Raw genomic sequence first — 25,334 nt, 5'->3', positions numbered from 1 at the left:
TTCAAACTACTTCCGGAAAGCGCTTGCCAATAGGAACCGCGCCGTGCATCATTGAAGCAGCGGGAACGCGCTTTCCCAGTCAGCTTCAGTACATCGCTCACTCACCGTGGAGGACACATGGGTTTCGTAACGAAAACGATCCGCATCGCCATGAACGGCATCACCGGCCGGATGGGTTACCGCCAGCACCTGCTGCGTTCCATCCTCCCGATCCGCGACGCCGGCGGCTTCACCCTCGAGGACGGCACCAGGGTCCAGGTGGAACCCATCCTGGTGGGCCGCAACGAGGCCAAGATCCGCGAACTTGCGGAAAAGCACAAGGTCGCCGAATGGACCACCGACCTCGACTCGGTCATCAACGACCCCACCGTTGACGTCATCTTCGACGCCTCCATGACCAGCCTCCGCGCCGCCACCCTGAAGAAGGCCATGCAGGCCGGCAAGCACATCTTCACCGAAAAGCCCACCGCCGAAACCCTGGAAGAGGCCATCGAGCTGGCCCGCATCGGCAAGGAAGCAGGCGTCACCGCCGGCGTTGTCCACGACAAGCTCTACCTGCCCGGCCTGGTCAAGCTCCGCCGCCTGGTGGACGAGGGCTTCTTCGGCCGCATCCTCTCCATCCGTGGCGAGTTCGGCTACTGGGTCTTCGAAGGTGACATCCAGGCGGCCCAGCGTCCGTCCTGGAACTACCGAAAGGAAGACGGCGGCGGAATGACCACGGACATGTTCTGCCACTGGAACTATGTCCTGGAAGGCATCATCGGCCAGGTCAAGAGCGTCAACGCCAAAACCGCTACCCACATCCCCACCCGCTGGGACGAGACCGGCAAGGAATACAAGGCCACCGCGGACGATGCCTCCTACGGCATTTTCGAGCTTGAGACCCCGGGCGGCGACGAGGTCATCGGCCAGATCAACTCCTCCTGGGCCGTGCGCGTCTACCGCGACGAACTGGTGGAATTCCAGGTGGACGGCACCCACGGCTCCGCGGTTGCGGGCCTGAACAAGTGCGTCGCCCAGCAGCGCGCACACACCCCCAAGCCCGTCTGGAACCCGGACCTCCCCGTCACCGAGTCTTTCCGTGACCAGTGGCAGGAAGTTCCCGCCAACGCCGAGCTGGACAACGGCTTCAAGCTGCAGTGGGAAGAGTTCCTGCGCGATGTGGTTGCCGGCCGCGAGCACCGCTTCGGCCTGCTGTCCGCAGCGCGCGGCGTCCAGTTGGCCGAGCTTGGCCTGCGCTCCAGCGACGAACGCCGCACCATCGACATCCCGGAGATCACCCTCTAATGACTTCACTCATTCTTCCCTCCGATGACGGCGGCACCAGGGAGTACCGCCTGCAGGGCGGCAGTGCCTGGGCCCGGCCCACAGCCCCCCTGACGGCACGCCGTGCCTACGCGGCCGCCCACGTCATTCCCGAGGTCCTCGCCGACAACACCCCGGGCGCCCCCGCGCGCCTCGACTGGGACGCCACCATGGCCTACCGGCACGAGTTGTGGTCCTACGGCCTGGGCGTTGCCGATGCCATGGACACCGCCCAGCGCGGCATGGGCCTTGACTGGGCCGCCACGCAGCAGCTCATCAAGCGCACCGGCGTCGAGGCAGCCTCGGTCGTCACGGCGAACAACGCCGCAACGGCTGGCAAGTCCGTCCGGGACCTCGTGTCCTGCGGGGCCGGCACCGACCAGCTGGACATCGACTCCCTGCCCTCCGGTGAGGCCGGGATCAAGGCAGTCCTGGAGGCCTACCGTGAACAGATCGCCGTCATCACCGAGGCCGGACCCAAGGTCATCCTCATGGCATCCCGGGCCCTGGCAAAGGTGGCCAGCGGCCCGGAGGACTACCTCAGCGTCTACTCCACGCTGCTGCAGGAAGTGGACCAGCCGGTCATCCTGCACTGGCTGGGCACCATGTTCGACCCCGCCCTCGCAGGATATTGGGGTTCCGACGACGTCGCTGCCGCCACCGAAACCTTCCTGGGCCTGATCCGGGACAACGCGGACAAGGTGGACGGCCTCAAGGTCTCGCTGCTCGACGCCAGCCACGAGGTTGGCCTGCGCGCAGCCCTGCCCGAAGGCGTCCGCCTCTACACCGGCGACGACTTTAACTACCCCGAACTGATTGACGGTGACGGAACCCACCACTCCGACGCCCTGCTCGGCATCTTTGCCGCCATCTACCCGGCCGCCTCGGTGGCCCTGCAGAACTACGAGGCCGGAAACGCCGCCAAGGCACGCGAAATCCTGGACTCCACCCGCGACTTGGGCAAGCACATCTTCAGCGCCCCCACGTTCTACTACAAGACCGGCATAGCGTTCATGTCCTGGCTCAACGGCAAGCAGCCCGGCTTCCAGATGGTGGGCGGACTGCATTCCGGGCGCTCGGTGTGCCACCTGTCCAGGACCTTCGAACTGGCCGACCAGGCCGGCCTGCTGAAGGACCCGGCACTGGCAGCCTTCCGGATGTCGGACTACCTGCGGATCAACGGGGTGGGCGTATGAGCGACTTTTCGCGCCTCTCCATCAACAGCGCCACCACCAAGAAGTGGACGCTCGCCCAGGTCGTCGAGGGCTGCGTCAAGGCCGGCATCCCGGCCATCGGCCCCTGGCGCGACCGCGTCGAGGAAGCCGGGCTGGACAAAGCGGCACGCCTGATCAAGGACGCCGGCCTCCGCGTCTCGTCCCTGTGCCGTGGCGGGTTCCTTACCGCCGCCGACGCCGAGGGGCAGGCGGCAGCGCTCGCCGACAACCGCGCCGCCATCCTCGAGGCCGTGGCCCTGGACACCAGGGAGCTGTTCCTGGTGGTCGGTGGCCTGGCGCCGGGGGAGAAGGACGTGGTGGCGGCCCGGCAGCGCGTGGCAGACCGGCTCGCGGACCTGGTCCCCTTCGCGGAAGAGAACGGCGTCCGCCTGGTGCTGGAGCCGCTGCATCCGATGTACGCCGCTGACCGGGCGCTCATCTCCACCCTGGGCCAAGCCTTGGACCTCGCGGCGCCGTTCGATGCCGGGACGGTGGGTGTCGCCGTCGACACCTTCCATGTGTGGTGGGACCCGGAACTTAAGACGCAGATTGAGCGTGCCGGACGTGAGAACCGGATCGCCTCCTACCAGGTGTGTGACTTCAACATGCCCATCGCCGCAGACCCGCTGCTGTCCCGCGGGTACATGGGCGACGGCGTGGTGGACTTTGCCACCATTGGCACCTGGGTGCGTGACGCCGGGTACACCGGCGACATTGAGGTGGAAATTTTCAATCAGGAGATCTGGGACACGGACGGCAACATTGTCCTGGCCACGGTCAAGGAGCGGTACGCGGAGCTTGTCCTCCCGTACGCCTGACCTGATACCAGACCGCGGGCTCCTGCTACGTCACGGCAGGAGCCTGCGCCCCACATGGAAGGACCCGGGCCAGCGGTGGTTTCCCACCGCTGGCCCGGGTCCTTTTTCCTGCCCGTTCCCCGCTGCCCGCCCTTGCTGCTAGCCCTGGGCGTACAGCGAGGCGAACCTGCGGTACCTCGCCAGCACGCCGGCGTCGTCCGTTCCGTGTGGAAGGTCGACGGCGTCTGCCGCCCAAGCGGGGAACTGTCCGGTGAGTGCCGCGGCTGCCTGCCGTGCGGCGCCGTCGGCAACGTATTCACCCGGCTGGGGGACGGTGACGGCCGTTCCCAAAAGGCCTGCGGCGACTTCCTGCACGGCAACCGACTGGGCGCCCCCGCCCACCAGCAGGATCCGCTTTGGCTGCACGCCTTGCGCCTGCAGGGCCGCCAAACCGTCGGCCAGGGAGCAAACCACGCCTTCGACGGCGGCGCGCGCCAGGTTGGCGGGGGTGTAGTTGGCCCGGGTGATTCCATGAAGGGAACCTGTGGCGTCGGGCAGGTTGGGCGTCCGCTCCCCATCGAAGTAGGGGACCAGGGTGAGGCCTCCGGCGCCGGGCCCAGCGGACAGGGCAAGCCGGTTGAACTCCGGCAGGTCCACATACAGCAGCGCGGCCGTGGCATCGAAGATGCGTGTGGCATTCAACGTGCATACCAGCGGCAGGTAGTGGCCGTCAGCGGCGGCGAACCCTGCCACCAGTCCCGAGGGGTCTGCCGCCGGCTTATCCGAAACCGCAAACACTGTGCCGGAGGTGCCCAGCGACACCACCACGTCGCCCAGCCCCGCCCCCGCGCCAAGGGCCGCGGCCGCGTTGTCCCCGGCGCCGGCAGCCAGGAGAGCGCCTGCCGTCGTCTTTCCCGCCGCTTCCAAAGGCCCAAGGACCCTGGGGAGGACGGGCACGTGCCCAAGGGAGGCGGTGAGGACGTCAGGAAGGTATTTGCCCTCGGCCGTCGAGTAGTACCCGGTGCCTGAGGCGTCGGAGCGGTCGGTGGCCAGGGCGGCCAATCCCTCTTCTCCGCTGCCGGGGCCGTAGCCGGCGAGCCGCCACGTGAGCCAGTCGTGCGGAAGGCAGACGGCGGCCACCTTTGCGGCGTTGTCCGGCTCGTGGGCTGCCAGCCAGCGCAGCTTGGTCACGGTCAGGGATGCCACCGGGACGGTACCGGTGGCGTTGGCCCAGTACTGCGCTCCGGCGGCGGGATCGCCGCCGCCGGCACTTTCGATAAGTTCCGCCGCTGCGCCTGCGCTGCGGGTGTCGTTCCAGAGCAGCGCCGGACGGATCACCGCACCGTCGCCGTCCAGGCAGATCATGCCGTGCTGCTGGCCGCCGATGGAGACGGCGCTGACGTCGTCGAGCCCGCCGGCGTCGGCAATGGCTTTTTGCAGGGCCGTCCACCAGTGGTCGGGGTTGACCTCGGTGCCTTCGGGGTGGGCAGCGCGGCCCTGGCGGACCAGCGCTCCGGTGTCCGCGTCGCGGATGACTACCTTGCAGGACTGGGTGGAGCTGTCGACTCCGGCTACGAGCGGCATGGGGTTCTTTTCTTTGTGCAGGAATGTCTGAGTGCAGGAATGTCTCAGTGCAGGAATGGAAACGCTGCGGGGCCTGGAGGTTATGTCTCCCAGGCCCCGCAGCGGGTATCGGGTGGCTAGTGGGCGCCCAGGAGGTGCTCGATGGCCAACTGGTTGAGCCGGACGAACGCGAAGGAGCGCTCGGCGGCCTTGTCGGCGTCGAAGTCCTCAAACGCTGCGGCGTCAGCGAGCAGGTCCGCGGTGCTCTCACCGGCGGCGAGGGTGCTTTCGCCGAGTTCGAAGACGCCGGAGGTCTTGAGGGCTTCCTGCACCTGCGGGTCTGCGCGGAAGGCCAGGGCCCGTTCCTTGAGCAGGAGGTACATTGCCATGTTGGCCTTGGCGGATTCCCACACGCCGTCGTAGCCGTCGGTGCGGGAGGGCTTGTAGTCGAAGTGGCGCGGGCCGTCGTACTTCGGGCCGCCGTTCGGGAAGCCGTTCTCCAGCAGGTCCACGGTGAAGAAGGCGCTGGTGAGGTCGCCGTGGCCGAAGACCAGGTCCTGGTCGTACTTGATCCCGCGCTGGCCGTTGAGGTCGATGTGGAAGAGCTTGCCGGCCCACAGTGCCTGGGCGATGCCGTGGGTGAAGTTCAGCCCCGCCATCTGCTCGTGTCCGGTCTCGGGGTTCAGGCCCACGATGTCGCCGTGTTCCAGCTGGGCGATGAAGGCCAGGCCGTGGCCCACGGTGGGCAGGAAGATGTCGCCGCGCGGTTCGTTCGGCTTGGGTTCGAGGGCGATGCGGAGGTTGTAGCCCTTCTCCTTGATGTAGCCTGCGGCGGTGTCCACGCCTTCCTTCATCCGGTCCAGGGCTGCGGCGAGGTCCTTGGATCCGTCGTATTCGCTGCCTTCGCGGCCGCCCCACATGACGAATGTTTCGGCGCCGAGTTCGGCGGCGAGGTCGATGTTGCGCAGCACCTTGGACAGGGCGAAGCGCCGGATGGAACGGTCGTTGGAGGTGAAGCCGCCGTCCTTGAAAACGGGGTGGCTGAACAGGTTGGTGGTAACCATCGGAACCTTCAGCCCGGTCTCGGAAAGGGCTGCGCGGAAGTTCTTCAGGATCAGCTCCCGCTCGGAAGCGGAGGCACCAAACGGGACGAGGTCATTGTCATGGAAGGTGATGCCGTACGCGCCAAGTTCGGCCAGGCGGTGAACGGCTTCGACGGGGTCCAGCGCCGAGCGGGTGGCGACGCCGAACGGGTCGGCGCCGGTCCAGCCGACCGTCCAGAGGCCAAAAGTGAACTTGTCGGCGGGGGTGGGGGAAAGAGTCATGATGCGTCCTTGCGATCGAGCGCTCCGCGGGATTGCGAAGCATTAGTTCATTGCCTGAACTATATGAGCCGACGTAGGGTGGGGTCAAGAGGTCCAGCTTGCGACAGCCGGAAAAATTAACGGAGCCATAGACCGAGGAGCTTTGTGATGGTGATGCCGGTGCCTGCAGTGGCGGGGCCGGGAGGCGCAGCCCCCGGCAGTGTGGGGGACGTCCGGCGCAACAACCTTGCCCTGGTCCTGGGTGCAATCGCGGAATTCCCACGCGGCACCTGCCCCAGCCGCGCACAGATCGCGGGCGCCACCGGGCTGACCAAAGCGTCGGTGTCCAGCCTGGTGCTGGACCTCCTGGACGCCGGCATCATCCGGGAAGTAGGCCTGAACCCGCAGGGGCGCGGCCGGCCGGGCGTCGGACTGGAGCTTAACCCGGGCCGCGCTGTCATGGGGATGGAAATTAACGTGGACTACATCTCTGCGGCCGTGGTTGACCTGGCCGGCAGTGTCCTGATCCGGGAGGTGAAGGAGCGGGACAACCGCAACAGCCCGGACGCCCCGGTACTGGCGGCGCTTACAGTCCTGGCCGCCCGGGTACGGAGCGCGGCGGGGGAGCAGGGCGTCGAGGTCCTCGGCGGAGGGCTGGCCGTTCCGGGCCTTGTTGACCCTGCTGCGGCGCGGGTGCTCACCGCCCCTAACCTTGGCTGGGTCGATGTGCACCTTGACCTTGATGCGTTGCTGCCCGAAACGCCCCTGGGCGTGGCGCTCTTCAATGAGGCCAACGCAGCTGCCCTGGCAGAACTGCGGTACCGGCCGGACGGTGCCTCCGACTTCCTGTTCGTTTCCGGTGAAGTGGGCGTCGGTGGCGGGATCGTCATCGGGTCCGAGCTGTTCTCGGGCCCGGAAGGCCATGCCGGCGAAGTCGGACACATCGTGGTGGACCCGGACGGCAGTCACTGTTCCTGTGGGGGGACCGGTTGCCTGGAAACCGTCGCCGGCCAGGACGCCATTTTCGCTGCAGCCGGCCTGGCTCCGGACGCTGCGTCACGGTCCGCCAGCATGTCCGCGCTCCTGCAGGCGCTGGAGGCCGGAGACCCCAACGCGGTGTCCGCCGTCAAACAGGCGGGCCGCTGCCTGGGCATAGCGCTCGCGTCAACGGCCCGGGTGGTCAATATCCAGTCGGCGGTCCTGGGTGGACATTTCGCGGTCCTTGAGCCCTGGCTGCGCGGTCCGTTGCTCGACAGCGTGCAGAAGTACGCGCCGGGCAAGTACGCGCCGGAGCAGGTCACTGTCTCCGCCGTGGGCGAGTCGGGAGCCCTGCTGGGTGCGGCCGGCAGCGTCATCCGCTCCCTGGTGGAGGCGCCGCACCGGCTGCACGCTTAACCGGAATGCACAATGCCCCGGTCCGAAGACCGGGGCATTGTCCTCAAAGTGCCCCAGGAGGGAATCGAACCCCCGACCGGCGGATTAGAAGGCCGCTGCTCTATCCCCTGAGCTACTGAGGCATCGGCTTCCGACCTGCAAGCCGGCGCCTCAAAAAGTTTACATTGCCCGGGGCGCCGGAAGCGGCATTCTGCCGCCACCCCTCCTCCACACGTTCCTTGTCGGCGCTCGTTGTCCACATAGGAATATCCATGCCTGCCGTCCGGTGTTGTCCGGCGCGATGCTGGTCATGCCTGCTAAAGGCGCCACCATCCAGACAGGACGTAGACATGAGCGAAACGATCATCACCATCCGGGGCTTCGTGGCCACGGAGATTACGAGTTCCACCACGCCAGGCGGAGTGGCAACGGCCTCCTTCCGGCTCGGCTCCACCGCCCGTCGTTTTGACCGGGCATCCAGGACCTGGGGTGACGGACACACCAACTGGTTTACGGTCCAGGGCTACCGCAACCTTGCTGGAACCCTTGGCTGCAGCATCAGGAAGGGACAACCGGTCATCGTCGTGGGCAAGCTGAAGATCCACACTTGGGAGAAGGACGGCCGGGTGTACCACTCCACCATCATCGATGCTGAGGCCGTGGGGCACGATCTCACCTTTGGATCGGCAAACTTCATTCGTACCGCTTCCAGGCCGGCACTCTCCCTGGTGGAGCAGCCGCCGGTTCCTGACGACGCCGCCGGAATGGACCAGGTTCCGGATGACCTGGAGGACCACGAGGACGAACACCCCGAAGACCACGGCCAGCCCGCCGTCGTCATCGAGGACAGTGATGGTGCCCTCGCCTCGCTGGACCTGGAAACGGGGGAACTCGCCGAAGTCTAGGAATCACGTATCAGGTATCAGGTATCAGGTATCAGTGTCCCCGTTCATTCGCGGGCGGATGGACGGCGGCACCCCCCGGCCGCCCTCCGTCCGCCCGCCAAATGCCTGTTGGCCAGGCGCCTATTGCCGGCGATGCTTCCGCACGATGTGTCTCCCGCACGACCACGCCCGGTGCCGTTCACTCACCCCGGCCCGTGCCTGCGTCCATGGCAGAATGACTCCATGCGTCCCACCCCTTACCAACGGCCGAATAAACGCGCCGGTGCAGCGCTGGCATGCGCCGTCCTGGCGTTTGCCCTGTCAGGGTGTGTTGCCGGCCCTTCCGCAAGTCAACCGGTACTTGGATCCAGTGAAGGGCAGGGTTCGTGGCCGGCGACGGCAGCCGCCGGTGCAACGCAGGAGCCGGCCCAGGCCGCTGGCTCGGCCCCGGGCAGCAGCCGTCCCGGCGGAGAGCCGCTGGCCAGCACATCCGGCGGGGTCCCAGGCACATACGCTGCGGCCTCCGCGGCTGCGGCTGAAGCGGCCACCGACACGGTGAAGCGCACCGTTACGGACACCCTGACCAAATTGGCAAGCGGAACTCCAAAGCCTGCGACTGGCCAGGTCAGCGAAGCCTTAACGGGTGCCGGCATAGCGCCCGCCGTTCTCCAGGTCTCGCAAAGCCGGACGCCCACCGGACTGGAAGCAGATGCCATCGAGGCGGCTGTCCTGCAGGGGAGGGATTGCGTCATCGGACAGGTGCGCGAAGGAGCCGTAACCGTCACGGTCCTTCCGGTCCTGGCCAGCGGTAAATGTTTCGTCGGATCCTGATCGCGTCAGCCTGCCGGCCGCAAATGTGAGATCTGCCCGCCAACCCACTAGATTTGAGACCATGGCGGAATTTATCTACACAATGACCAAGGCCCGCAAGGCCGTTGGCGAGAAACTCATCCTTGATGACGTAAGCATGTCCTTCTTCCCGGGCGCCAAGATTGGTGTTGTGGGCCCCAACGGTGCCGGTAAGTCCACCATCCTCAAGATCATGGCCGGGCTGGACACGCCCTCCAACGGTGAGGCCAGGCTCAGCCCCGGCTACAGCGTGGGTATCCTGCTCCAGGAACCGCCCCTTAACGAGGAAAAGACCGTCCTGGGCAACGTCCAGGAAGGCGTTGGCGAGATCTACGGAAAGATCCAGCGCTTCAACGAGATCTCGGAGGAAATGGCCAGCCCCGACGCTGACTACGACACCCTCCTTGAAGAGATGGGCAAGCTGCAGGAAGCCATCGACGCCGCGGACGCCTGGGATCTCGACTCCCAGCTGGAACAGGCTATGGACGCGCTGCGCTGCCCGCCGGCCGATGCCGATGTCACCAACCTTTCCGGTGGTGAACGCCGCCGCGTGGCGCTGTGCAAGCTGCTCCTGCAGAAGCCGGACCTGCTGCTCCTTGATGAGCCCACCAACCACCTGGACGCCGAGAGCGTACTCTGGCTCGAGCAGCACCTCTCCAGTTACCCCGGCGCCGTCCTTGCCGTGACCCACGACCGCTACTTCCTCGACCACGTGGCTGAATGGATTGCCGAAGTGGACCGCGGCCACCTGTACCCCTACGAGGGCAACTACTCCACCTACCTGGAGAAGAAGCGCGCCCGCCTGGAAATCCAGGGTAAGAAGGACGCCAAGCAGGCCAAGCGCCTCGCCGAGGAACTCGATTGGGTGCGCTCCAACGCCAAGGGCCGCCAGACCAAGTCGAAGGCCCGCCTGGCCCGTTACGAGGAAATGGCCGCAGAGGCAGACCGCACCCGCAAGCTTGATTTCGAAGAGATCCAGATCCCACCGGGACCCCGACTGGGTGGCCTGGTGCTGGAGGCCAAGAACCTCCAGAAGGGCTTTGAGGACCGGGTCCTGATTGACGGGCTGTCCTTCACCCTGCCCCGCAATGGCATCGTGGGCGTCATCGGCCCCAACGGCGTGGGCAAGACCACCCTGTTCAAGACCATCGTCGGCCTGGAACCGCTCGACGGCGGCGACCTGAAGATCGGTGACTCGGTCAAGATCTCCTACGCGGACCAGAGCCGCGGCGGCATCGACCCCAACAAGACGCTGTGGGAGGTCGTGTCCGACGGACTCGACTTCATCCAGGTGGGCAACGTTGAAATGCCGTCCCGCGCCTACGTCGCCGCATTCGGCTTCAAGGGCCCGGACCAGCAGAAGAAGGCAGGCGTCCTCTCCGGCGGTGAGCGGAACCGGCTGAACCTCGCGCTCACCCTGAAGCAGGGCGGCAACCTGCTGCTGCTTGACGAGCCCACCAACGACCTCGACGTCGAAACCCTCAGCAGCCTGGAAAACGCGCTGCTCGAGTTCCCCGGCTGCGCCGTGGTGGTCTCGCACGACCGTTGGTTCCTGGACCGGGTGGCCACCCACATCCTGGCCTATGAAGGCGACGACGAAAACCCCTCCAAGTGGTACTGGTTCGAGGGCAACTTCGAATCCTACGAGGAGAACAAGGTCCAGCGGCTGGGTCCCGACGCCGCCAAGCCGCACCGCGTCACCCACCGGCGCCTCACCCGCGACTAGCAGGGCAAAGGAAGAAGGCCGGCGTCCGAGGTGAGCTTTTCACATCGGACGCCGGCCTTCTTTATGCGCGGCCCGTCGTCCCGACAGGGTCTAGGTGTATTGACCTGAGAGGTTGGTGACGCGGCTGGCCGGTGGCTGACCGTTGAGTGAGGTGTGGCCTCGATGATGATTGTAATGATGGAGCCAGTCGGCGAAAGCGGCAACACGCTCGGCCTCGGAGGCGTAGGGACGGGCGTAGGCCCATTCGTCGAGCATGGTGCGGTTGTAGCGCTCGACTTTGCCGTTTGTCTGAGGCCTGTAGGGGCGGGTGCGTTTGTGCTTGATGTCCGGGCCCAGAGCGTCTTTGAATGCGTAGGAGCGGTAGCAGGATCCGTTATCGGTCAGGACCCGTTTGACAGTGATCCCGTGGGACTCGAAGTAGGCATTGGCGCGTTCCCAGAATCCGGCCGCAGTGTCCTTTTTCTCATCGGTCAGGATCTCCGTGTAGGCGAGCCTGGAGTGATCATCGACGGCGTTGTGCAAGAAGGCGTGACCCGGTCTCCGGTTCGCCGCGGTACCGGTCTTGTTCCGGTTTCCGGCGGCCCTGCCGACACTGCGGTGTCCGCCGCCGTCAGGGATCCGTCCAAGTTTCTTGATGTCGACGTGGACCAGGTCCCCGGGGCTGTGGTGCTCGTACCGGCGAATCACCCGGCCCGTGGCCCGGTCCATCCACGCCAGCCTCGCCAGCCCAAACCGGGACAGCACCCGGTGCACCGTGGAGGGGTGAATGCCCAGCAGATAGCCGATCCGTGCCGGGCCCCAGCGCCGGTTGACTCTGATCGCGACGATCCGCCGCTCCCGCCGCGTGGAGGTCCGACGCGGGGAGTTGATGGGCCGGCTGGAACGATCACCCGTCCCGTGCTCCCCGTGCTCCCGGTAACGGGCCGCCCACCGCGCTGCGGTCGTCACCGACACCTGGAACCGCTCAGCAGCACGGCGCAGCGGCCACCCGTCATCGACGATGCACCGGGCCAGCCGGAGCCGTCCCTTCGGCGTCAGAAGCGCGTTAGCATGGGACATTGAAGACCTCCTTGTGGATCGGACTCTTAGACAAGCCCCACTCCACTTGGAGGTCTTCTTTTTGTCACCTAACCACGCCGCATGTTCCTAACCTCCGTGGTCAATACATCTAGGCGTCTTCCGGGAGGCTGGGAATCCGGACCATGCCCTCCTGCGCCACCGAGGCAACGTGGTGGCCCTCACGGTTGAAGATCTTGCCCGTGGCCAGGCCCCGGGCGCCATGGGCGCTGGGGGACTCCTGGACGTAGAGAAGCCATTCATCAACCCGTGCCGGGCGGTGCCACCACATGGCGTGGTCCAGGCTTGCGACGTTCATGCCCGGGGTGGTCCAGTTCAGGCCGTGGCGTCGAAGAATCGACTCGAGGAGCGTGTAGTCGCTGGCATAGGCGAGGGCGGCACGGTGCAGGTTGGAGTCGTCCGGCATCGGGCCGAAGGTCTTCATCCAGACGGCGTTGCGGGCCTCGCGCGGGCCGGTTGCGGAGACATACAGCGGCGGGTCCACGTGCCGGATGTCGAAGGGGCGCTCGTACGCCCAATGCCGGGCCACAGGGTGGTCGAACTTCCCCAGCAGGTCAGCTGTGCTGGGCAGCGACTCGGGGTCCGGGATTCCAGCCGGCATGACGGAGGAGTGGTCGATGCCTGCATCGTCACCCTGGAAGGAGGCAATCATTGACAGGATGGGCACCCCGTCCTGATAGGCGTGGACTCGCCTGGCGGAAAAGGACCGGCCATCGCGCAACCGCTGCACCCCGAAGGTGATGGGCTTGTTGGCGTCGCCCGGCCTCAGGAAGTAGCCATGCATGGAGTGGACGAACCGCTCCGGATCCACCGTCCTGGTGGCCGCGACCAGTGACTGCGCAAGCACCTGCCCGCCGAAAACCCTATGGTGGGGCTGCTGCTGGGAAGGGCCCAGGAAAATATCCTCATCCGTCCGTGCGCCCTCAAGCTCACCAAGGTCCAGCAGTTCGATCAGCGATGAGGTTGGGTCTCCGCTTGGCGGCGCCAGCAGTCCGGCTTCGGCTTCAGTCATGGTCCGACTCTAGACGGCGCCCCGGGAACCACTCAACCGGAGTGCAGCCGGTAGTGTCTTAGGTGTGTCTGAACTTCTCACTTCGTCCTTCCGTTTCGCCGATCCCCGGGATCTGGCCGACCTCAAGACGTTCGCCACCCGCGCCAAAGCCATAGACGACGGCGGAGCGATGCGCCTGCAGGCCGCCGGCACAGTCCTTGCCGCCTACGTTTGCGTCCTGCGGCCCAGGCTCCTGGGCGAATCGACGCCCACCATCCTGGGCCTGCGCACCATGGCCCTGGCGGAACCGTCGGGGACCGATGTCACCGTTGCGTTGTCATCGGTCCTGGACCGGCTGGCACGGGCGGGGGATCAGGACGTCGAATTCCCGGTTCCGCCCACCACTGTCAGCGAATCATGGACGGGGGTCGGCGCACCGCGGGGCGGTTGGGAGCTGCTGGGGTCCGTCAGCGACGCCCGCCTTCGGGCTGCGGCGGAGGCGGGCATCGCCGAAGTGGCAGGCATTGTGCCGGACAAGCCTGGCGCCCTCATCGTCAACAACGCACGGGCTGCTGTGTGGGGGCGGGAACTGGACGACGCCGGCCTGCCCGCCGGTGCAGCCTTCGCGGCCTTCGCGCTGGGGTTCCTGGGTGACGGGGACCAGAAGCTTTACCGGGCCGGCCGCTGGTTCCGGCTGACTGGGCCCCGCGGCCACGTCCTGGCGCGGACCGGCAGCGGCCTGCTCTAAGGCCAGGTTGCCGCGGCCGCGTTGGGGCGGCGGGAAAATCGGGCTTAAGCTCCGGAGGGGCTGTTCACCATGGACAAGGCGGCCCGCTCCATGTAGTCCCACAGTGTGCCTTCGTAGAGCGGCGGCAGTTCCAGCGCATCGACCGCGGTCCGCATGTGGAACAGCCACCGGTCCTTCGCCTCGGGCGTGACCTTGAACGGCATGTGGCGCATCCGCAAGCGCGGGTGGCCGCGTTCCTCGCCGTATGTGGTGGGGCCGCCCCAGTACTGCTCCAGGAACATCAGGAACCGGCGCTTCGCCGGGGCCAGGTCCTCTTCCGGATACATCGGCCGCAGCACCGGATCGGTGGCCACGCCGTCGTAGAAGACGTCGATGAGCTTTACGAAGGTGTCGTGGCCGCCCACGGCATCATAGAAGCTGTCGGTGTACTCCGGCTTGCTGAAGGGATCGTTCTGCATCAACTGGGGCCGCTGCCCTGGGACAGGGCGGCGTGGCTCGATGGGAAGCGACATGCTAGTCCCCGGCTTTCTGGTCTGTCTTCTTGGTCTCAACGTGCGCCGAGCCCTGGTCGGTGGTCCCGTCGTCGGATTCGTGCAGCGGGACGTAGCGCCCCTGCGACCGGTTGCCCACGCGCAGGATCTCACCGTTGCGCAGGTACCAGATGGCGCCGTCGTCGGAGCGGACACGGGTGATCCGCAGGCCCATGGACTCCACCACGCCCACCACTTCGCTGGTTTCGATCACGTCGCCGATCCCGTACTGGTCTTCAATGGTAATGAAGATTCCGGCCAGGAAGTCCCGGATCAGCTGCTGGGCGCCGAAGCCGATGGCCACACCCAGGATGCCCACGCTGGTCAGCAGCGGGGCGATATTGATGTCCAGGTTCTGCAGCACGTACATGCCGGTGATAATGACCACCAGCACGCCCACCACGCTGTTCAGGAGCGAACCGATCGTCTCCGCGCGCTGGACCCGCCGTTCGTGGTCCAGGGCGCGGAAAGCCGGGGCCACCCATTTGAAGGTTGGCGTCTTGAAGAAGTTGCTTCCCGCCGCGACGCGCTTGGTGATGCGCGAGATGACGAAGGTCGCCACCAGCCAGACGGCCACGCCAACGCCGAGGCTGATCACGATGCCCGGGATGCTCACGCCGCTTGGCTGGTTGGTGGCAGGGGGAAGAAGGGACAACATGCTGACCATTGGTGGAAGTAGCTCCTTGGGATATTGCTCTGTTCTCTTTCAACCCTAGCGCCGTAGCGTGGAGCAATGCGCATCCTCATCCTCGGCGGAACGGCCTTCCTCTCCAATGAGATTGCCACGCAGGCGGTTGCTGCCGGGCATGACGTCACCTGCCTGGCGCGCGGAACAACGGGCGCGGCACCACCCGGCACAGCGTGGATCAGGGCTGACCGGTCAACAGGCCAGGCCGCGTATGGGGAACTGGCCGGCGTCTGGGATGCCGTGGTCGAGGTGGCACGGGATCCTAAACCGGCACGGGAAGCCCTGGCGGCCCTGGCAGGCCGGGCCGGCCACTGGACCTTCGTGTCCAGCTGTTCGGCCTATGCGGACAACTCCGTCCCCGGTGCGGCGGAGGACGCATCGCTGCTGCCGCCCCTGCCCGCCGGGACGCCTTCCACCCCGGACAATTACGGCGAATCCAAGGTGGCCATCGAGGAAGCCACGGTGCAGTCCACGAACGGCAAGGCCCACCTCTGCCGCGCAGGCCTTATCAGCGGCCCCGGCGACCCCACCGACCGTTACGGGTACTGGCCGGGCCGCTTTGCCCGGGACTCCGGACCAGTGCTTGTCCCGGACATCGGCGGCCACCCCACGCAGGTCATCGACGTCCGGGACCTGGCGGCCTGGATCCTGCTGGCCGCAGAACGCGGGATACCGGGTCCTTTGAACGCCATGGGGGACCAGGTCCCCTTCGCGGACCTCGTGAGCGCCTGCCGCGCGGCGTCCGCCACGGACACCGCCGCCGTTACTGCTTCCGCGGACTGGCTGGTGGAACAGGGGGTCAACTACTGGTCCGGGCCGGAGTCCCTTCCCCTCTGGCTGCCACCCCACCACGAGGGCTTCATGGCCCGCAGCAACCGGGCAGCCAAAGCCGCCGGCATGGCGCTGAGGCCATGGCAGGAAACCCTGGTGGATACCCTGGGTGACGAACGCGCCCGCGGGCTGGACCGGCCCCGGAAGGCCGGCCTGACTCCCGCCACGGAACAACGGCTTGTGAACCTGCTCCGCAGCGGCCCCGGACGCTAGCCCGCCACCGTCTCCGGCTGGTGCTCCACCGGAAAGTTCACACTGCGGGCGATGAAGCAAACCTGGTTGGCCTCGTGGTGCAGCGACGCCGCCAGTTCGGCCTGCGCGGCGTCGGCCACCGTCACCTGCGGATGCAGGACAACCCGCTCGAACTGGCCGCTGCCGTCCCGGTTCAGCCGCATCAGCCCGGTTGCCTCGTCCCGGTAGTCCGTGACCACCACACCGTGCTTTACGGCCACGTGCAGGTAGGACAGCATGTGGCACTGGGCCAGCGCGGCCAGGAGCAGTTGCTCCGGGTTGTACCGTTCCCGGTCCCCATGGAACGTGGGATCCGCCGAGCCCTTCAGGGGCGGCAGGCCCGGAATGAGCACATCGTGGTCGCGCGAGTAGCTCCGGTAGGACGAAGTGCCGTCCCCACGGTTGCCGGTCCACTGGACTGTCAGGGAGTAGCGGTGTTCATCGAGGCTCACTGCAGGCTGCCGTCCGCCACCACGTCGGCGGCGCGTGCACGCAGGGCGCGGGCAACGCCGTCGCGGTTTTCCAGCATCATGCGGCGCAGCGCGGCGCTTTCAGCCGGCAGCGACGCCAGGAAGCCGTCGGTCCGGTCGATGGTGGCCTGGGTGGTCAGCAGCGCCGGGTAGAGCCCGACGACGATCTGCTGGGCCAGTGCGTGGGTGCGGGTTGCCACGATGCCCGGCACAGCCGCGAAATACTTTTCGGAGTACGGCTCCAGCAGCGAGCGGTCCAGCACCCGCATGAAGCCGGTCACCGCCGATCCCTGCAGCGCGTTGGACAGTTCGCCCTTGACCACGATGGACTCCCAGGCCGCGGCCTTCGCCTCCGGGGTGGGGATGGCAGCCTTGGCCAGGGCGGCCGCATTCTGTCCGCTGGAGGTGTTGTCCCGCTGCAGTTCCGCGTCGATGCCGTCCTGCCCCATCCGGCCACCCGCCACCAGCGAGGCCACCAGTTCCCACCGGAGGTCCTGGTCCAGGCTCAGTCCCGCCAAAGCCACCGACCCATCCAGCAGGCCGGCCACCCGGTCCAACTGGGACCCGCTGCGCGCCAGGAGGGCAAAGGCCTTGATGAACTGCAGCTGTCCGTCGGAGCCCGCCGGAACCTCCGCAGCCAGGTCCCACAGCCGGTCCGCCGCCGCCACTGTCGTGGCCTCGCGGTGCTCTTCCGCCACATAGAAGTTCAGGGTGGTGGCGAGCTGGCGGAGCTGGACCAGGATCACGGACGAGTCGGTCTCTGCGGCCACGTTGGCCAGGATCAGTTCCACGTACTTCCGGGCCGGCGTCTCGCCGTCCCGGGCAGCGTCCCACGCCGAGTTCCAGACCAGGGTCCGGGGCAGGCTTCCGGCGAAGTCCTTGAGGTGGGCGGTGGCGGTGGCCAGCGATTTGGGATCCAGCCGCACCTTGGCATAAGCGAGGTCGTCGTCGTTGATGAGGATCAGGTCCGGCTGGGCAAGGCCGGCCAGCGCCGGCACTTCAGTACGTTCGCCGTCGACATCCAGCTCCTCGCGGTGCACCCGCTCCAGCTTGCCGGCGCCGTTCAGGTTGTAGAACCCTACGGCCAGGCGGTGCGGGCGGAGCGTGGGCCACTCGGGCACCGCGGACTGCAGGACCGCGAAGGAGCGCAGCTTCCCGTCCGGGTCCACATCCAGCTCGGGGGCCAGGGTGTTGACGCCTGCGGTCTCCAGCCACTGCCGGCCCCAGTCATCCAGGTCGCGGCCGCTGGCCTTTTCCAATTCCACCAGCAGGTCCTGGAGTTCGGTGTTGTGCCAGGAGTGCTTGGCGAAGTACTCACGGACACCGGCCATGAACTGTTCGGGCCCCACCCAGGCCACCAGCTGCCGGAGCACCGAGGCACCCTTGGCGTAGGTGATGCCGTCGAAGTTGACCTCAACGTCCTGCAGGTCGTTGATTTCGGCGAAGATCGGGTGCGTGGTGGGGAGCTGGTCCTGCCGGTAGGCCCAGGACTTCTCCACCGACGCGAACGTGGTCCAGGCGCTGGTGAAGGACGTGGCTTCCACCGCCGCCAGGTGGGACATGTACTCGGCGAAGGACTCGTTGAGCCACAGGTCGTTCCACCAGCGCATAGTCACCAGGTCGCCGAACCACATGTGGGCCAGTTCGTGCAGGACCGTGATGGCCCGCCGCTCGATCTGGGCGCCGGTGACCTTGCTGCGGAAGACGTAGCCTTCCAGGATGGTCACGGCGCCGGCATTCTCCATGGCGCCGGCATTGAACTCCGGAACGAACAGCTGGTCGTACTTCTCGAACGGGTACGGGCAGCCGAACTGGGCCTCGAAGAACCCGAAGCCCTGGCGGGTGAGTTCGAAGATGTTGTCCGCATCCAGGTACTGCATCAGTGATTTCCGGGCAAAGACGCCGAGCGGGATCACGCGGCCGTCGGAGCTGGTGACCTCACTGCGGACGGCCTGGTAGGGGCCGGCAATCAGGGCCGTGACGTAGGAGGACAGCCGGGGCGTCGGGGCGAACGTCCACACGGATCTTGCCGAGCCGTCCTCGGCCGGCGCGGCTTCCGCCGGAGAAGGCGTGGGGGAGTTGGAGATGACGTCCCAGTGCGACGGTGCCGCGACCGTGAAGGCGAAGGTTGCCTTCAGATCCGGCTGCTCGAAGACGGCGAACATCCGGCGGGAGTCGGGAACCTCGAACTGCGTGTACAGGTAGACCTCGTTGTCCACCGGGTCCACGAACCGGTGCAAACCTTCCCCGGTATTCATGTACGGCATATCGGCCACAACGGTCAGTTCGTTCTGCTCCGCCAGGTCCGGCAACTGGATGCGTACGCCATCTGAGACGGTGGCCGGATCAAGGCTGCGGCCGTTCAAGGTCACGCCGTGCACTGTGCGGGTAATGGCGTCGATGAAACTGGATGACCCCGGCGCCGCCGTGAATCTCACGGTGGTGGTGCTGCCAAAGACCTCGCCGCCGCGGGTCAGGTCGAGGCTGACATCGTAGGACTCGACGGTGATCAGATCGGCGCGCTCACGGGCTTCGGCGCGGGTCAGGTTCATGCCTGGCAAAGGAGGTCCTCCAGAGAAGTTTCGGCTGCCGGCCGGTGGTCCCGGTTCCGGCACTGTGATGCATTCTTCCATCCCTGCAGGCCTTGGCAAGTTGCGCAGGTCACAGCGTGCTCCCCGCAGGGTCCGGCGATTGGCGGGGCGGCCCCAGGGGTAGCGTTAAATACATGGGAAAGCTGCTGGATTCGGTGGATACCAAGGCAATGCGTTTCGCTGTCGGGTTCCCCGTCGTGCTGGCCGCCGCCTTCGTCTACTGCGCGTTCCTGCTGCGTCCGGACCTTCCGGATCCACTCGCCATCCAGTGGACGGACGACGGCGGTGCCGCCTTTGCGCCGTTCGGCGCCTACGTAGGGGTTGGTGCGGCGGGAATCGTCGTGGCAGGCTGGCTGGTCCTGCTGCAGGCAGTACCCCTTGGCCGGCCGGTCATGATGCGCCGGATCATGATGGGGGCAGGGCTTTTCCTCAGCCTCTTTATGACCTCCGCCCTTGCCGCAGGCTTAATTGGCCAAACCGGGCTGGCCGACGCCCGGCAGTCGCACGTGGACATGACGGTCCTCGCCCTCGGCAGCGGTGCCGCAGTCTCGCTCGGCGTGGCCATGGGCATGGTGTACAAGGCCGACCGGCAATGGTCTCCCGATGACGACCGCGCACTGCAGATAGCCATCGCCAGGGAACTGGATCCAGACCTTGCCCGGGACAGCATCAGGCTCTGGGTGCATGCCAAGAGTTCAGTCTTCGTGATGATCGCCATCGCTTCCCTGTTCCCGGCAGCCCTGATTGCGGTGGTGGTGCCGTGGCTGGGGATCCTCCTGGTGGTCCTGGCCGTCATCGGCGCCGCGTTCCTCTTCGCCCGCGTCCGGGCAGACCGCCGAGGGCTGAAGGTCATGCTGGCCGGGCTCGTCCCGGTCATGGACGTGCCGGCCGGCGCCATTGCGGATGCCAGCGCCGCGGACGTCAAGGCCGCCGATTACGGCGGGTGGGGCTACCGGCACCACGGCGGAACCGCGGCCATGCTGGTCAGCAGCGGGCCCGCCGTCGTCGTCAGCAAGACCGACGGCCAGCGCGTCGCCGTCAGCGGTGGCAGCCAGGCCTCGGCCGCGCGGCTGGCCGAAGTCCTCACCCGGGTGGCCGCCCGGGCCCGGCGCGGCGGAAGCACGCCACCCGCCACCGGACGCCCCGGGACCTGACCCGCGGCAGTCCGAGTATCCTTATCGGTGTCGTTCCGGCCTCCACCGGCGGCCTGCCAGCCCCACGAAATGAACGGACTTAGCACGTGACCACAACCCCTGCCTTCCCGCGGGTCCACATTGCCACCGACCACGCAGGCATGGAGCTCAGCGCCCACCTGGTGTCCCACCTGACCGGGAAGGGGTACGAGGTGGTGGACCACGGGCCCAAGGTCTACGACGCCCAGGACGACTACCCGTCCTTCTGCATCAACGCGGCCCTTGCCGTAGTAGCGGACCGGGAGGCCGGCATCCACGCCCTGGGCATCGTGCTGGGCGGCTCCGGCAACGGCGAACAGATTGCCGCCAACAAGGTCAGGGGCATCCGCGCCGCCCTCGCCTGGAACCTCTCCACTGCAACCCTGGCCCGCGAGCACAACGATGCCAACGTGGTGGCCCTGGGCGGCCGCCAGCACACGGTGGAAGAAGCCACCGAACTGGTCGAGGCATTCCTGGCCGAACCGTTCAGCAACGATGAACGCCACATCCGCAGGATCGAAAAGATCGCAGTGTTCGAGGCAACCGGCGAGGTCATCGAGTAGTGCCTGAAGGCCATTCCGTCCGCAGGCTCGCCCGGCAGTTCGGTGATGTCTTCACCGGCGAGGCCCTGGCCGTGTCCAGTCCGCAGGGCAGGTTCAGCGGGGGAGCGGCGCTGCTGGACGGCCGCACCATGGTCGCCGCCGAGGCACACGGCAAGCACCTGTTCCTGCATTTCGACAACTCGCTGGTGCTGCACGTCCACCTGGGACTGTACGGCGCCTGGAGCTTCGGCGGCGACAGCACCTTCACCGGTGCCTCCAGCATCGGCGCCCCCAGGCGGGTAGGGGAGCAGGAGGCCTTCGGGGACCCGGACGACGACGGCAGCGCACCTTACGCCGGGCCGCCCGTTGGGGCGGTGCGCGTCAGGCTCGCCGGAAGGCACGGCTGGGCGGACCTTCGCGGTGCCACCACCTGTGAAACCATCACCGCAGCGGAAGCGGATGCGGTGCTGGCACGGCTGGGGCCCGACCCGTTGCGGAACCTGCGCGGTGACGCCGGCCGGTTCGCCGCGAAGCTTCGTTCCAGGAAGACCCCGCTCGCAGCCCTGCTCATGGACCAGAAGGTGATTGCCGGCGTCGGGAACGTCTACCGGGCGGAAGTCCTGTTCCGCCGCCGCCTGGACCCGTGGCTCCCCGGAAGCGCGCTGCCGGACGGCGACGCCCGGAAGCTCTGGCGGGACATCGTCGCCGTCATGACCGACGGGGTGGCGGACGGGCGGATCATCACCACCCCGCCCAAGTACTGGAGGCTCGATGGCACCACCGCAGCCAAGGCCGCCGCGGCGGGCGTGCCCGTGCCGGCCAAGAGCGCCGGCTTCCCGCACGGTGACGACGTCCATTTCGTCTACAAGCGGCAGGGCCTGCCGTGCCGGGTGTGCCGCACTGTCGTGCTGATTGCCGAGCTGGCCGGACGGAACCTCTACTGGTGCCCGTTCTGCCAGCAGCCGCAGGAGTAGGGCAGCCTGCCTGGGCCGCGCCTTCGCGGGGCACTTTGGCACGGACACGCTTCCCGCCGTCGGGAATTACTGCTGATGCGCCGTCAAAATGCCCCACGACGGTTCGCGACACGGCTTAAAACCAAAGGGACCCCTCTGCAGAGGGGTCCCTTTTGTGGAGGGGACGACGGGAATCGAACCCGCGTAATCAGTTTGGAAGACTGAGGCTTTACCATTAAGCTACGTCCCCGAAGGAAGATCCGTTTTTCGCGGAAACTCCGGGCTGGCTGTTCAAGCCGGATACAACTAAACCTAATCCATGGCCTACGTGTCAAATGTGCAATCCCGACGCGTATCACCGTAGACTTGCCTGTGCACTTACGGGGTGTAGCTCAGCTTGGCTAGAGCGCCTGCTTTGGGAGCAGGAAGTCGCAGGTTCAAATCCTGTCACCCCGACTCTGCGGCCAGGACCAGTCGGCCTGGACATCCAATGCGTTTGCAGAAACCCATCCCACAACCCAGGAGTACTTAGACCGTGAAGAGCGCTGTCGAGAACCTCACCCCCACGCGGGTCAAGCTCAATGTTGAGGTCCCCTTTGAGGAACTGAAGCCCAGCATCGACTCGGCCTACAAGACTGTTGCCTCGCAGATCCAGGTCCCCGGGTTCCGCAAGGGCAAGGTTCCCGCCAAGCTTATCGACCAGCGCGTCGGCCGCGGCTACGTCCTGGAGACCGCGATTAACGAGGGCCTTAACGGCTGGTACCAGGCTGCCGTGCAGGAGTCCGGCATCCGTCCCCTGAGCCGTCCCGAGGTGGAGATCACCGAGGTGCCCGATCCCTCAGCAACCGACGGCGGCCTGAAGTTCGCCGCCGAGGTTGACGTCCGCCCCGAAATCGAACTCCCGGACTACTCCGGCATCGAGGTCCAGGTTGCGGCTGCCGAATCCTCCGAAGCCGACGTGGACAAGGCCCTCGACGAACTTCGCGGCCGCTTCGGCACCCTGAAGTCCGTCGACCGCCCCGCTGCTGACGGCGACTTCCTCACCATCGACATCACCGCCACCATCGACGGCGAAGAGGTCGACTCCGCTGCCGGCCTGTCCTACCAGGTTGGCGCCGGCACCATGCTCGAGGGCATGGACGAGGCCGTTACCGGCCTGAGCGCCGATGAGGACGCCATCTTTGACACCACGCTGGTGGGCGGCGACCACGCCGGCGAAGCAGCCCAGGTCAAGGTAGTGGTCAAGGCCGTCAAGGAACGCGAACTGCCCGAGGCGAACGATGACTTCGCCCAGCTGGCTTCCGAGTTCGACACCCTCGCCGAGCTGCGCGAAGACCTCGCCAAGCAGGCTGCTGACTCCAAGATCGTGGAGCAGGGCGTTGAGGCCCGCGACAAGGTCCTGGACAAGCTGGTGGAGCTCGTTGAGGTTCCCGTTCCGGATTCCGTCGTCGAAGAGCAGCTCGAAGCGCACTTCCAGGAGGGCAACGGCCACGGAGACGGCGAGCACGACACCGAGGAGCACCGCGAAGAGGTCCGCGCCAACACGGCCCGCGCCTTCCAGAACGAAATCATCCTCGACGCCATCGCGGAGAAGGAAGAAGTCAACGTCAGCCAGAACGAGCTGATCGACTACATCGTCACCACCGCCAGCCAGTACGGCATGGACCCCAACCAGTTCGCCCAGATCATCGATCAGAGCGGCCAGGTGCCCATGATGGTCTCCGAGGTTCGCCGCCGCAAGGCGCTGGCCGTCGTCCTCGGCCAGGCCACGGTGACCGACACCGAGGGCAAGGCAGTGGACCTGAGCGACTTCGTCCGCCCCGGCGGCGAGGAAGTTCCCGCAGCCGATGCAGCCGACGCTGACGCCATCGAAGCTGACGCCGCTGAGACCGAGGCTGTCGAAGCTGAGGACGCCACCGCAGAGGCCAAGGCCTAGTCCTCACCGGACCCGCAGCACGGCCCCTGGATCGTTCCGATCCGGGGGCCGTTCGCGTTGGAGCTGTAACAACACACTGCGGATTCGACGATCGTGCGCCGTCAGCGAACAGCCGTCGGTGCGCGAACAAAACACCGGGGAAACCGGTTAGTGTCCAAGTAGTGATTTTCAGTGATGTCACCGTCACCAGTGAGAGGTAAGTAAACATGTCACAGCACTCAGAGGCCCCCCGGATGGCGACCGTCGATCCTGCAGCCCAGGACAACTACATTTACAACCGCCTTCTCAAGGAGCGGATCATCTGGCTGGGCTCGGAGGTGCGTGACGACAACGCCAACGCGATCTGCTCGCAGCTGCTCCTGCTCTCGGCCGAGAACCCGGAAAAGGACATCTACCTCTACATCAACTCGCCCGGCGGCTCCGTCACGGCAGGCATGGCCATTTACGACACGATGCAGTTCATCCCCAACGACGTCGTCACCGTCGCCACCGGCCTGGCCGCGTCCATGGGCCAGTTCCTGCTCTCCTCGGGCACCAAGGGCAAGCGCTACGCCACCCCCAACGCCCGCGTCCTGATGCACCAGCCCTCCGGTGGCATCGGCGGCACGGCTTCGGACATCAAGATCCAGGCCGAGCTCATCCTGCACATGAAGAAGGTCATGGCGGAACTGACCGCTGAGCAGACCGGCCAGACCGTTGAAACCATCCTCAAGGACAACGACCGCGACAAGTGGTTCACCGCCACCGAGGCCCTCGAGTACGGCTTCTTCGACAAGATCGCCGCGCACGCCGGCTCCGTGTCAGGCGGCGGCGGAACCTCGAACGGTTCCTCCGGCGAATCCGCCTCCCAGAGCTAACCGGCATCCAGAACCCTTTCGATCAGGAGCAAAAACAATGAACTACAACTTCGGGTGGTCAGCCGGCAATCTTCCGTCCAGCCGCTACGTACTGCCGCAGTTCGAGGAACGCACCCCCTATGGCTTCAAGCGCCAGGACCCGTACACCAAACTCTTCGAGGACCGCATCATCTTCCTCGGCGTGCAGGTGGACGATGCTTCCGCTGACGACATCATGGCGCAGCTGCTGGTCCTGGAGTCCACGGACCCGGACCGCGACATCACCCTCTACATCAACTCCCCGGGCGGTTCGTTCACGGCCATGACGGCCATCTACGACACCATGCAGTACATCCGCCCGGAGATCCAGACTGTCTGCCTGGGCCAGGCCGCCAGCGCCGCTGCAGTCCTGCTCGCGGCCGGCACCCCCGGCAAGCGGCTTGCCCTGCCCAACGCCCGCGTCCTGATCCACCAGCCCGCGCTGTCCGGCGGCCAGGGCGGGCAGGCATCCGACCTGGAGATCCAGGCAGCCGAGGTCATGCGCATGCGCTCCTGGCTTGAGGACACCTTGGCACAGCACTCCGGCCGTACGTCGGAGCAGGTCAACAATGACATCGAACGCGACAAGATCCTCACCGCCGACGAGGCCCAGGCATACGGCCTCATCGACCAGGTGCTTGATTCCCGCAAGATCAAGCCCCAGGCGATCACCAGGTAGCAGT

23 protein-coding genes and 3 tRNA genes are annotated in these 25,334 nt (G+C 66.4%); 16 read left to right on the top strand and 10 right to left on the bottom strand.

Features of this window, described 5'->3' with window-relative positions:
• The first annotated feature begins 117 nt into the window (after window positions 1-117).
• Genes LFT46_RS11905 through LFT46_RS11895 form a run of 3 tightly spaced genes read left to right on the top strand, consistent with a single transcriptional unit; the run spans window position 118 to window position 3,337 of the window.
• Window positions 118-1,287, top strand: coding sequence for a Gfo/Idh/MocA family protein (locus LFT46_RS11905; protein ID WP_236819829.1), 1,170 nt, complete (start codon window positions 118-120; stop codon window positions 1,285-1,287).
• Entirely contained in the window at window positions 1,287-2,501 is a 1,215-nt protein-coding gene (locus tag LFT46_RS11900; protein WP_236819827.1) for a dihydrodipicolinate synthase family protein, read from the top strand. The genes LFT46_RS11905 and LFT46_RS11900 overlap by 1 nt, the downstream gene beginning before the upstream one ends.
• Window positions 2,498-3,337 carry a sugar phosphate isomerase/epimerase family protein gene (locus LFT46_RS11895; RefSeq protein ID WP_236819825.1) on the top strand — a complete coding sequence of 280 codons (840 nt, stop codon included), beginning with the start codon at window positions 2,498-2,500 and terminating at the stop codon, window positions 3,335-3,337. Before LFT46_RS11900 ends, LFT46_RS11895 begins: the two co-directional genes overlap by 4 nt.
• A gap of 138 nt (window positions 3,338-3,475) precedes the next feature.
• Here the strand turns inward: LFT46_RS11895 and xylB are convergent, their stop codons facing one another.
• Complete coding sequence (xylB, locus tag LFT46_RS11890; protein ID WP_236819822.1) at window positions 3,476-4,900, bottom strand: xylulokinase; 1,425 nt, start codon at window positions 4,898-4,900, stop codon at window positions 3,476-3,478.
• Window positions 4,901-5,016: 116 nt separating this feature from the next.
• Window positions 5,017-6,204 (bottom strand): xylose isomerase, encoded by a 1,188-nt coding sequence (xylA, locus tag LFT46_RS11885; protein ID WP_236819820.1) that lies wholly within the window; start codon window positions 6,202-6,204, stop codon window positions 5,017-5,019.
• Between the two features lie 147 nt (window positions 6,205-6,351).
• On the opposite strand from xylA, the gene LFT46_RS11880 reads away from it, so the two are divergent.
• A complete protein-coding gene (locus tag LFT46_RS11880) occupies window positions 6,352-7,578 on the top strand; it encodes an ROK family protein (RefSeq protein WP_236819818.1) in 1,227 nt (408 codons plus the stop codon).
• A 49-nt stretch (window positions 7,579-7,627) separates the two neighbouring features.
• On the opposite strand, the gene LFT46_RS11875 is transcribed toward LFT46_RS11880, so the two are convergent.
• Window positions 7,628-7,700 (bottom strand) — tRNA-Arg (locus LFT46_RS11875).
• Between the two features lie 207 nt (window positions 7,701-7,907).
• Here LFT46_RS11875 and LFT46_RS11870 point away from each other — a divergent pair.
• The 3 genes from LFT46_RS11870 (at window position 7,908) to ettA (ending at window position 11,016) form a co-directional block, all read left to right on the top strand.
• Complete coding sequence (locus LFT46_RS11870) at window positions 7,908-8,462, top strand: single-stranded DNA-binding protein (RefSeq protein WP_236798614.1); 555 nt, start codon at window positions 7,908-7,910, stop codon at window positions 8,460-8,462.
• Between the two features lie 222 nt (window positions 8,463-8,684).
• Complete coding sequence (locus tag LFT46_RS11865) at window positions 8,685-9,272, top strand: DUF6993 domain-containing protein (RefSeq protein ID WP_236819811.1); 588 nt, start codon at window positions 8,685-8,687, stop codon at window positions 9,270-9,272.
• A gap of 61 nt (window positions 9,273-9,333) precedes the next feature.
• Window positions 9,334-11,016 (top strand): energy-dependent translational throttle protein EttA, encoded by a 1,683-nt coding sequence (gene ettA, locus LFT46_RS11860; RefSeq protein ID WP_236798612.1) that lies wholly within the window; start codon window positions 9,334-9,336, stop codon window positions 11,014-11,016.
• Between the two features lie 90 nt (window positions 11,017-11,106).
• Here the strand turns inward: ettA and LFT46_RS11855 are convergent, their stop codons facing one another.
• A complete protein-coding gene (locus LFT46_RS11855) occupies window positions 11,107-12,075 on the bottom strand; it encodes an IS481 family transposase (protein WP_236799412.1) in 969 nt (322 codons plus the stop codon).
• Window positions 12,076-12,184: 109 nt separating this feature from the next.
• Entirely contained in the window at window positions 12,185-13,105 is a 921-nt protein-coding gene (locus LFT46_RS11850; RefSeq protein WP_236819810.1) for an acyl-CoA thioesterase, read from the bottom strand.
• A gap of 64 nt (window positions 13,106-13,169) precedes the next feature.
• Here LFT46_RS11850 and LFT46_RS11845 point away from each other — a divergent pair, with 64 nt between their 5' ends.
• The gene (locus tag LFT46_RS11845; protein ID WP_236819807.1) at window positions 13,170-13,832 is read left to right on the top strand and encodes a hypothetical protein; all 663 of its coding nucleotides are present in this window, start codon (window positions 13,170-13,172) and stop codon (window positions 13,830-13,832) included.
• 44 nt (window positions 13,833-13,876) lie between these two features.
• Here the strand turns inward: LFT46_RS11845 and LFT46_RS11840 are convergent, their stop codons facing one another.
• Both LFT46_RS11840 and LFT46_RS11835 read right to left on the bottom strand, forming a co-directional pair.
• Complete coding sequence (locus LFT46_RS11840; RefSeq protein WP_272910795.1) at window positions 13,877-14,344, bottom strand: globin; 468 nt, start codon at window positions 14,342-14,344, stop codon at window positions 13,877-13,879.
• Window position 14,345: 1 nt separating this feature from the next.
• A complete protein-coding gene (locus tag LFT46_RS11835) occupies window positions 14,346-15,029 on the bottom strand; it encodes a mechanosensitive ion channel family protein (protein WP_236819805.1) in 684 nt (227 codons plus the stop codon).
• 66 nt (window positions 15,030-15,095) lie between these two features.
• On the opposite strand from LFT46_RS11835, the gene LFT46_RS11830 reads away from it, so the two are divergent.
• Window positions 15,096-16,094, top strand: a complete 999-nt coding sequence (locus tag LFT46_RS11830; protein WP_236819803.1) for an epimerase — start codon at window positions 15,096-15,098, stop codon at window positions 16,092-16,094.
• Here LFT46_RS11830 and LFT46_RS11825 read toward each other — a convergent pair.
• Complete coding sequence (locus LFT46_RS11825) at window positions 16,091-16,564, bottom strand: OsmC family protein (protein WP_236798607.1); 474 nt, start codon at window positions 16,562-16,564, stop codon at window positions 16,091-16,093. The two genes, LFT46_RS11830 and LFT46_RS11825, sit on opposite strands and share 4 nt — an antisense overlap.
• On the bottom strand, window positions 16,561-19,134 hold the full coding sequence (pepN, locus tag LFT46_RS11820; RefSeq protein WP_236819801.1) for an aminopeptidase N: 2,574 nt from the start codon (window positions 19,132-19,134) through the stop codon (window positions 16,561-16,563). Before pepN ends, LFT46_RS11825 begins: the two co-directional genes overlap by 4 nt.
• 173 nt (window positions 19,135-19,307) lie before the next feature.
• Here pepN and LFT46_RS11815 point away from each other — a divergent pair, with 173 nt between their 5' ends.
• The 3 genes from LFT46_RS11815 (at window position 19,308) to LFT46_RS11805 (ending at window position 21,861) form a co-directional block, all read left to right on the top strand.
• Window positions 19,308-20,327, top strand: a complete 1,020-nt coding sequence (locus LFT46_RS11815) for a hypothetical protein (RefSeq protein WP_236798605.1) — start codon at window positions 19,308-19,310, stop codon at window positions 20,325-20,327.
• Window positions 20,328-20,413: 86 nt separating this feature from the next.
• Window positions 20,414-20,908, top strand: coding sequence for a ribose-5-phosphate isomerase (locus LFT46_RS11810; protein ID WP_236798604.1), 495 nt, complete (start codon window positions 20,414-20,416; stop codon window positions 20,906-20,908).
• Window positions 20,908-21,861, top strand: coding sequence for an Fpg/Nei family DNA glycosylase (locus LFT46_RS11805; RefSeq protein ID WP_236819799.1), 954 nt, complete (start codon window positions 20,908-20,910; stop codon window positions 21,859-21,861). Before LFT46_RS11810 ends, LFT46_RS11805 begins: the two co-directional genes overlap by 1 nt.
• Before the next feature lie 155 nt (window positions 21,862-22,016).
• On the opposite strand, the gene LFT46_RS11800 is transcribed toward LFT46_RS11805, so the two are convergent.
• Window positions 22,017-22,090, bottom strand: a tRNA-Gly gene (locus LFT46_RS11800).
• A gap of 131 nt (window positions 22,091-22,221) precedes the next feature.
• On the opposite strand from LFT46_RS11800, the gene LFT46_RS11795 reads away from it, so the two are divergent.
• The 4 genes from LFT46_RS11795 to LFT46_RS11780 all read left to right on the top strand — a co-directional run bounded on the left by LFT46_RS11795 (window position 22,222) and on the right by LFT46_RS11780 (window position 25,330).
• Window positions 22,222-22,296, top strand: a tRNA-Pro gene (locus LFT46_RS11795).
• Between the two features lie 79 nt (window positions 22,297-22,375).
• The gene (gene tig, locus LFT46_RS11790; RefSeq protein WP_236819797.1) at window positions 22,376-23,776 is read left to right on the top strand and encodes a trigger factor; all 1,401 of its coding nucleotides are present in this window, start codon (window positions 22,376-22,378) and stop codon (window positions 23,774-23,776) included.
• Between the two features lie 233 nt (window positions 23,777-24,009).
• On the top strand, window positions 24,010-24,633 hold the full coding sequence (locus LFT46_RS11785; protein WP_272910838.1) for an ATP-dependent Clp protease proteolytic subunit: 624 nt from the start codon (window positions 24,010-24,012) through the stop codon (window positions 24,631-24,633).
• Window positions 24,634-24,670: 37 nt separating this feature from the next.
• Window positions 24,671-25,330, top strand: coding sequence for an ATP-dependent Clp protease proteolytic subunit (locus LFT46_RS11780; RefSeq protein ID WP_138606612.1), 660 nt, complete (start codon window positions 24,671-24,673; stop codon window positions 25,328-25,330).
• Window positions 25,331-25,334 lie beyond the last annotated feature (4 nt).

It is taken from the genome of Arthrobacter sp. FW306-07-I, assembly GCF_021800405.1.
Taxonomy (GTDB): domain Bacteria; phylum Actinomycetota; class Actinomycetes; order Actinomycetales; family Micrococcaceae; genus Arthrobacter.
Note: the sequence above shows the minus strand (reverse complement) of the source record. Positions and strands in the feature narration are given on the sequence as shown.

Coding starts and splice junctions, on each gene's coding strand:
- xylB (WP_236819822.1), bottom strand. CDS start 4,900: ATGCCGCTCGTAGCCGGAGTCGACAGCTCCACCCAGTCCTGCAAGGTA.
- LFT46_RS11780 (WP_138606612.1), top strand. CDS start 24,671: ATGAACTACAACTTCGGGTGGTCAGCCGGCAATCTTCCGTCCAGCCGC.
- ettA (WP_236798612.1), top strand. CDS start 9,334: ATGGCGGAATTTATCTACACAATGACCAAGGCCCGCAAGGCCGTTGGC.
- xylA (WP_236819820.1), bottom strand. CDS start 6,204: ATGACTCTTTCCCCCACCCCCGCCGACAAGTTCACTTTTGGCCTCTGG.
- LFT46_RS11895 (WP_236819825.1), top strand. CDS start 2,498: ATGAGCGACTTTTCGCGCCTCTCCATCAACAGCGCCACCACCAAGAAG.
- LFT46_RS11865 (WP_236819811.1), top strand. CDS start 8,685: ATGCGTCCCACCCCTTACCAACGGCCGAATAAACGCGCCGGTGCAGCG.
- LFT46_RS11785 (WP_272910838.1), top strand. CDS start 24,010: ATGGCGACCGTCGATCCTGCAGCCCAGGACAACTACATTTACAACCGC.
- LFT46_RS11815 (WP_236798605.1), top strand. CDS start 19,308: ATGGGAAAGCTGCTGGATTCGGTGGATACCAAGGCAATGCGTTTCGCT.
- pepN (WP_236819801.1), bottom strand. CDS start 19,134: ATGAACCTGACCCGCGCCGAAGCCCGTGAGCGCGCCGATCTGATCACC.
- LFT46_RS11835 (WP_236819805.1), bottom strand. CDS start 15,029: ATGGTCAGCATGTTGTCCCTTCTTCCCCCTGCCACCAACCAGCCAAGC.
- LFT46_RS11850 (WP_236819810.1), bottom strand. CDS start 13,105: ATGACTGAAGCCGAAGCCGGACTGCTGGCGCCGCCAAGCGGAGACCCA.
- LFT46_RS11900 (WP_236819827.1), top strand. CDS start 1,287: ATGACTTCACTCATTCTTCCCTCCGATGACGGCGGCACCAGGGAGTAC.
- LFT46_RS11830 (WP_236819803.1), top strand. CDS start 15,096: ATGCGCATCCTCATCCTCGGCGGAACGGCCTTCCTCTCCAATGAGATT.
- LFT46_RS11880 (WP_236819818.1), top strand. CDS start 6,352: ATGGTGATGCCGGTGCCTGCAGTGGCGGGGCCGGGAGGCGCAGCCCCC.
- LFT46_RS11870 (WP_236798614.1), top strand. CDS start 7,908: ATGAGCGAAACGATCATCACCATCCGGGGCTTCGTGGCCACGGAGATT.
- LFT46_RS11855 (WP_236799412.1), bottom strand. CDS start 12,075: ATGTCCCATGCTAACGCGCTTCTGACGCCGAAGGGACGGCTCCGGCTG.
- LFT46_RS11905 (WP_236819829.1), top strand. CDS start 118: ATGGGTTTCGTAACGAAAACGATCCGCATCGCCATGAACGGCATCACC.
- LFT46_RS11840 (WP_272910795.1), bottom strand. CDS start 14,344: ATGTCGCTTCCCATCGAGCCACGCCGCCCTGTCCCAGGGCAGCGGCCC.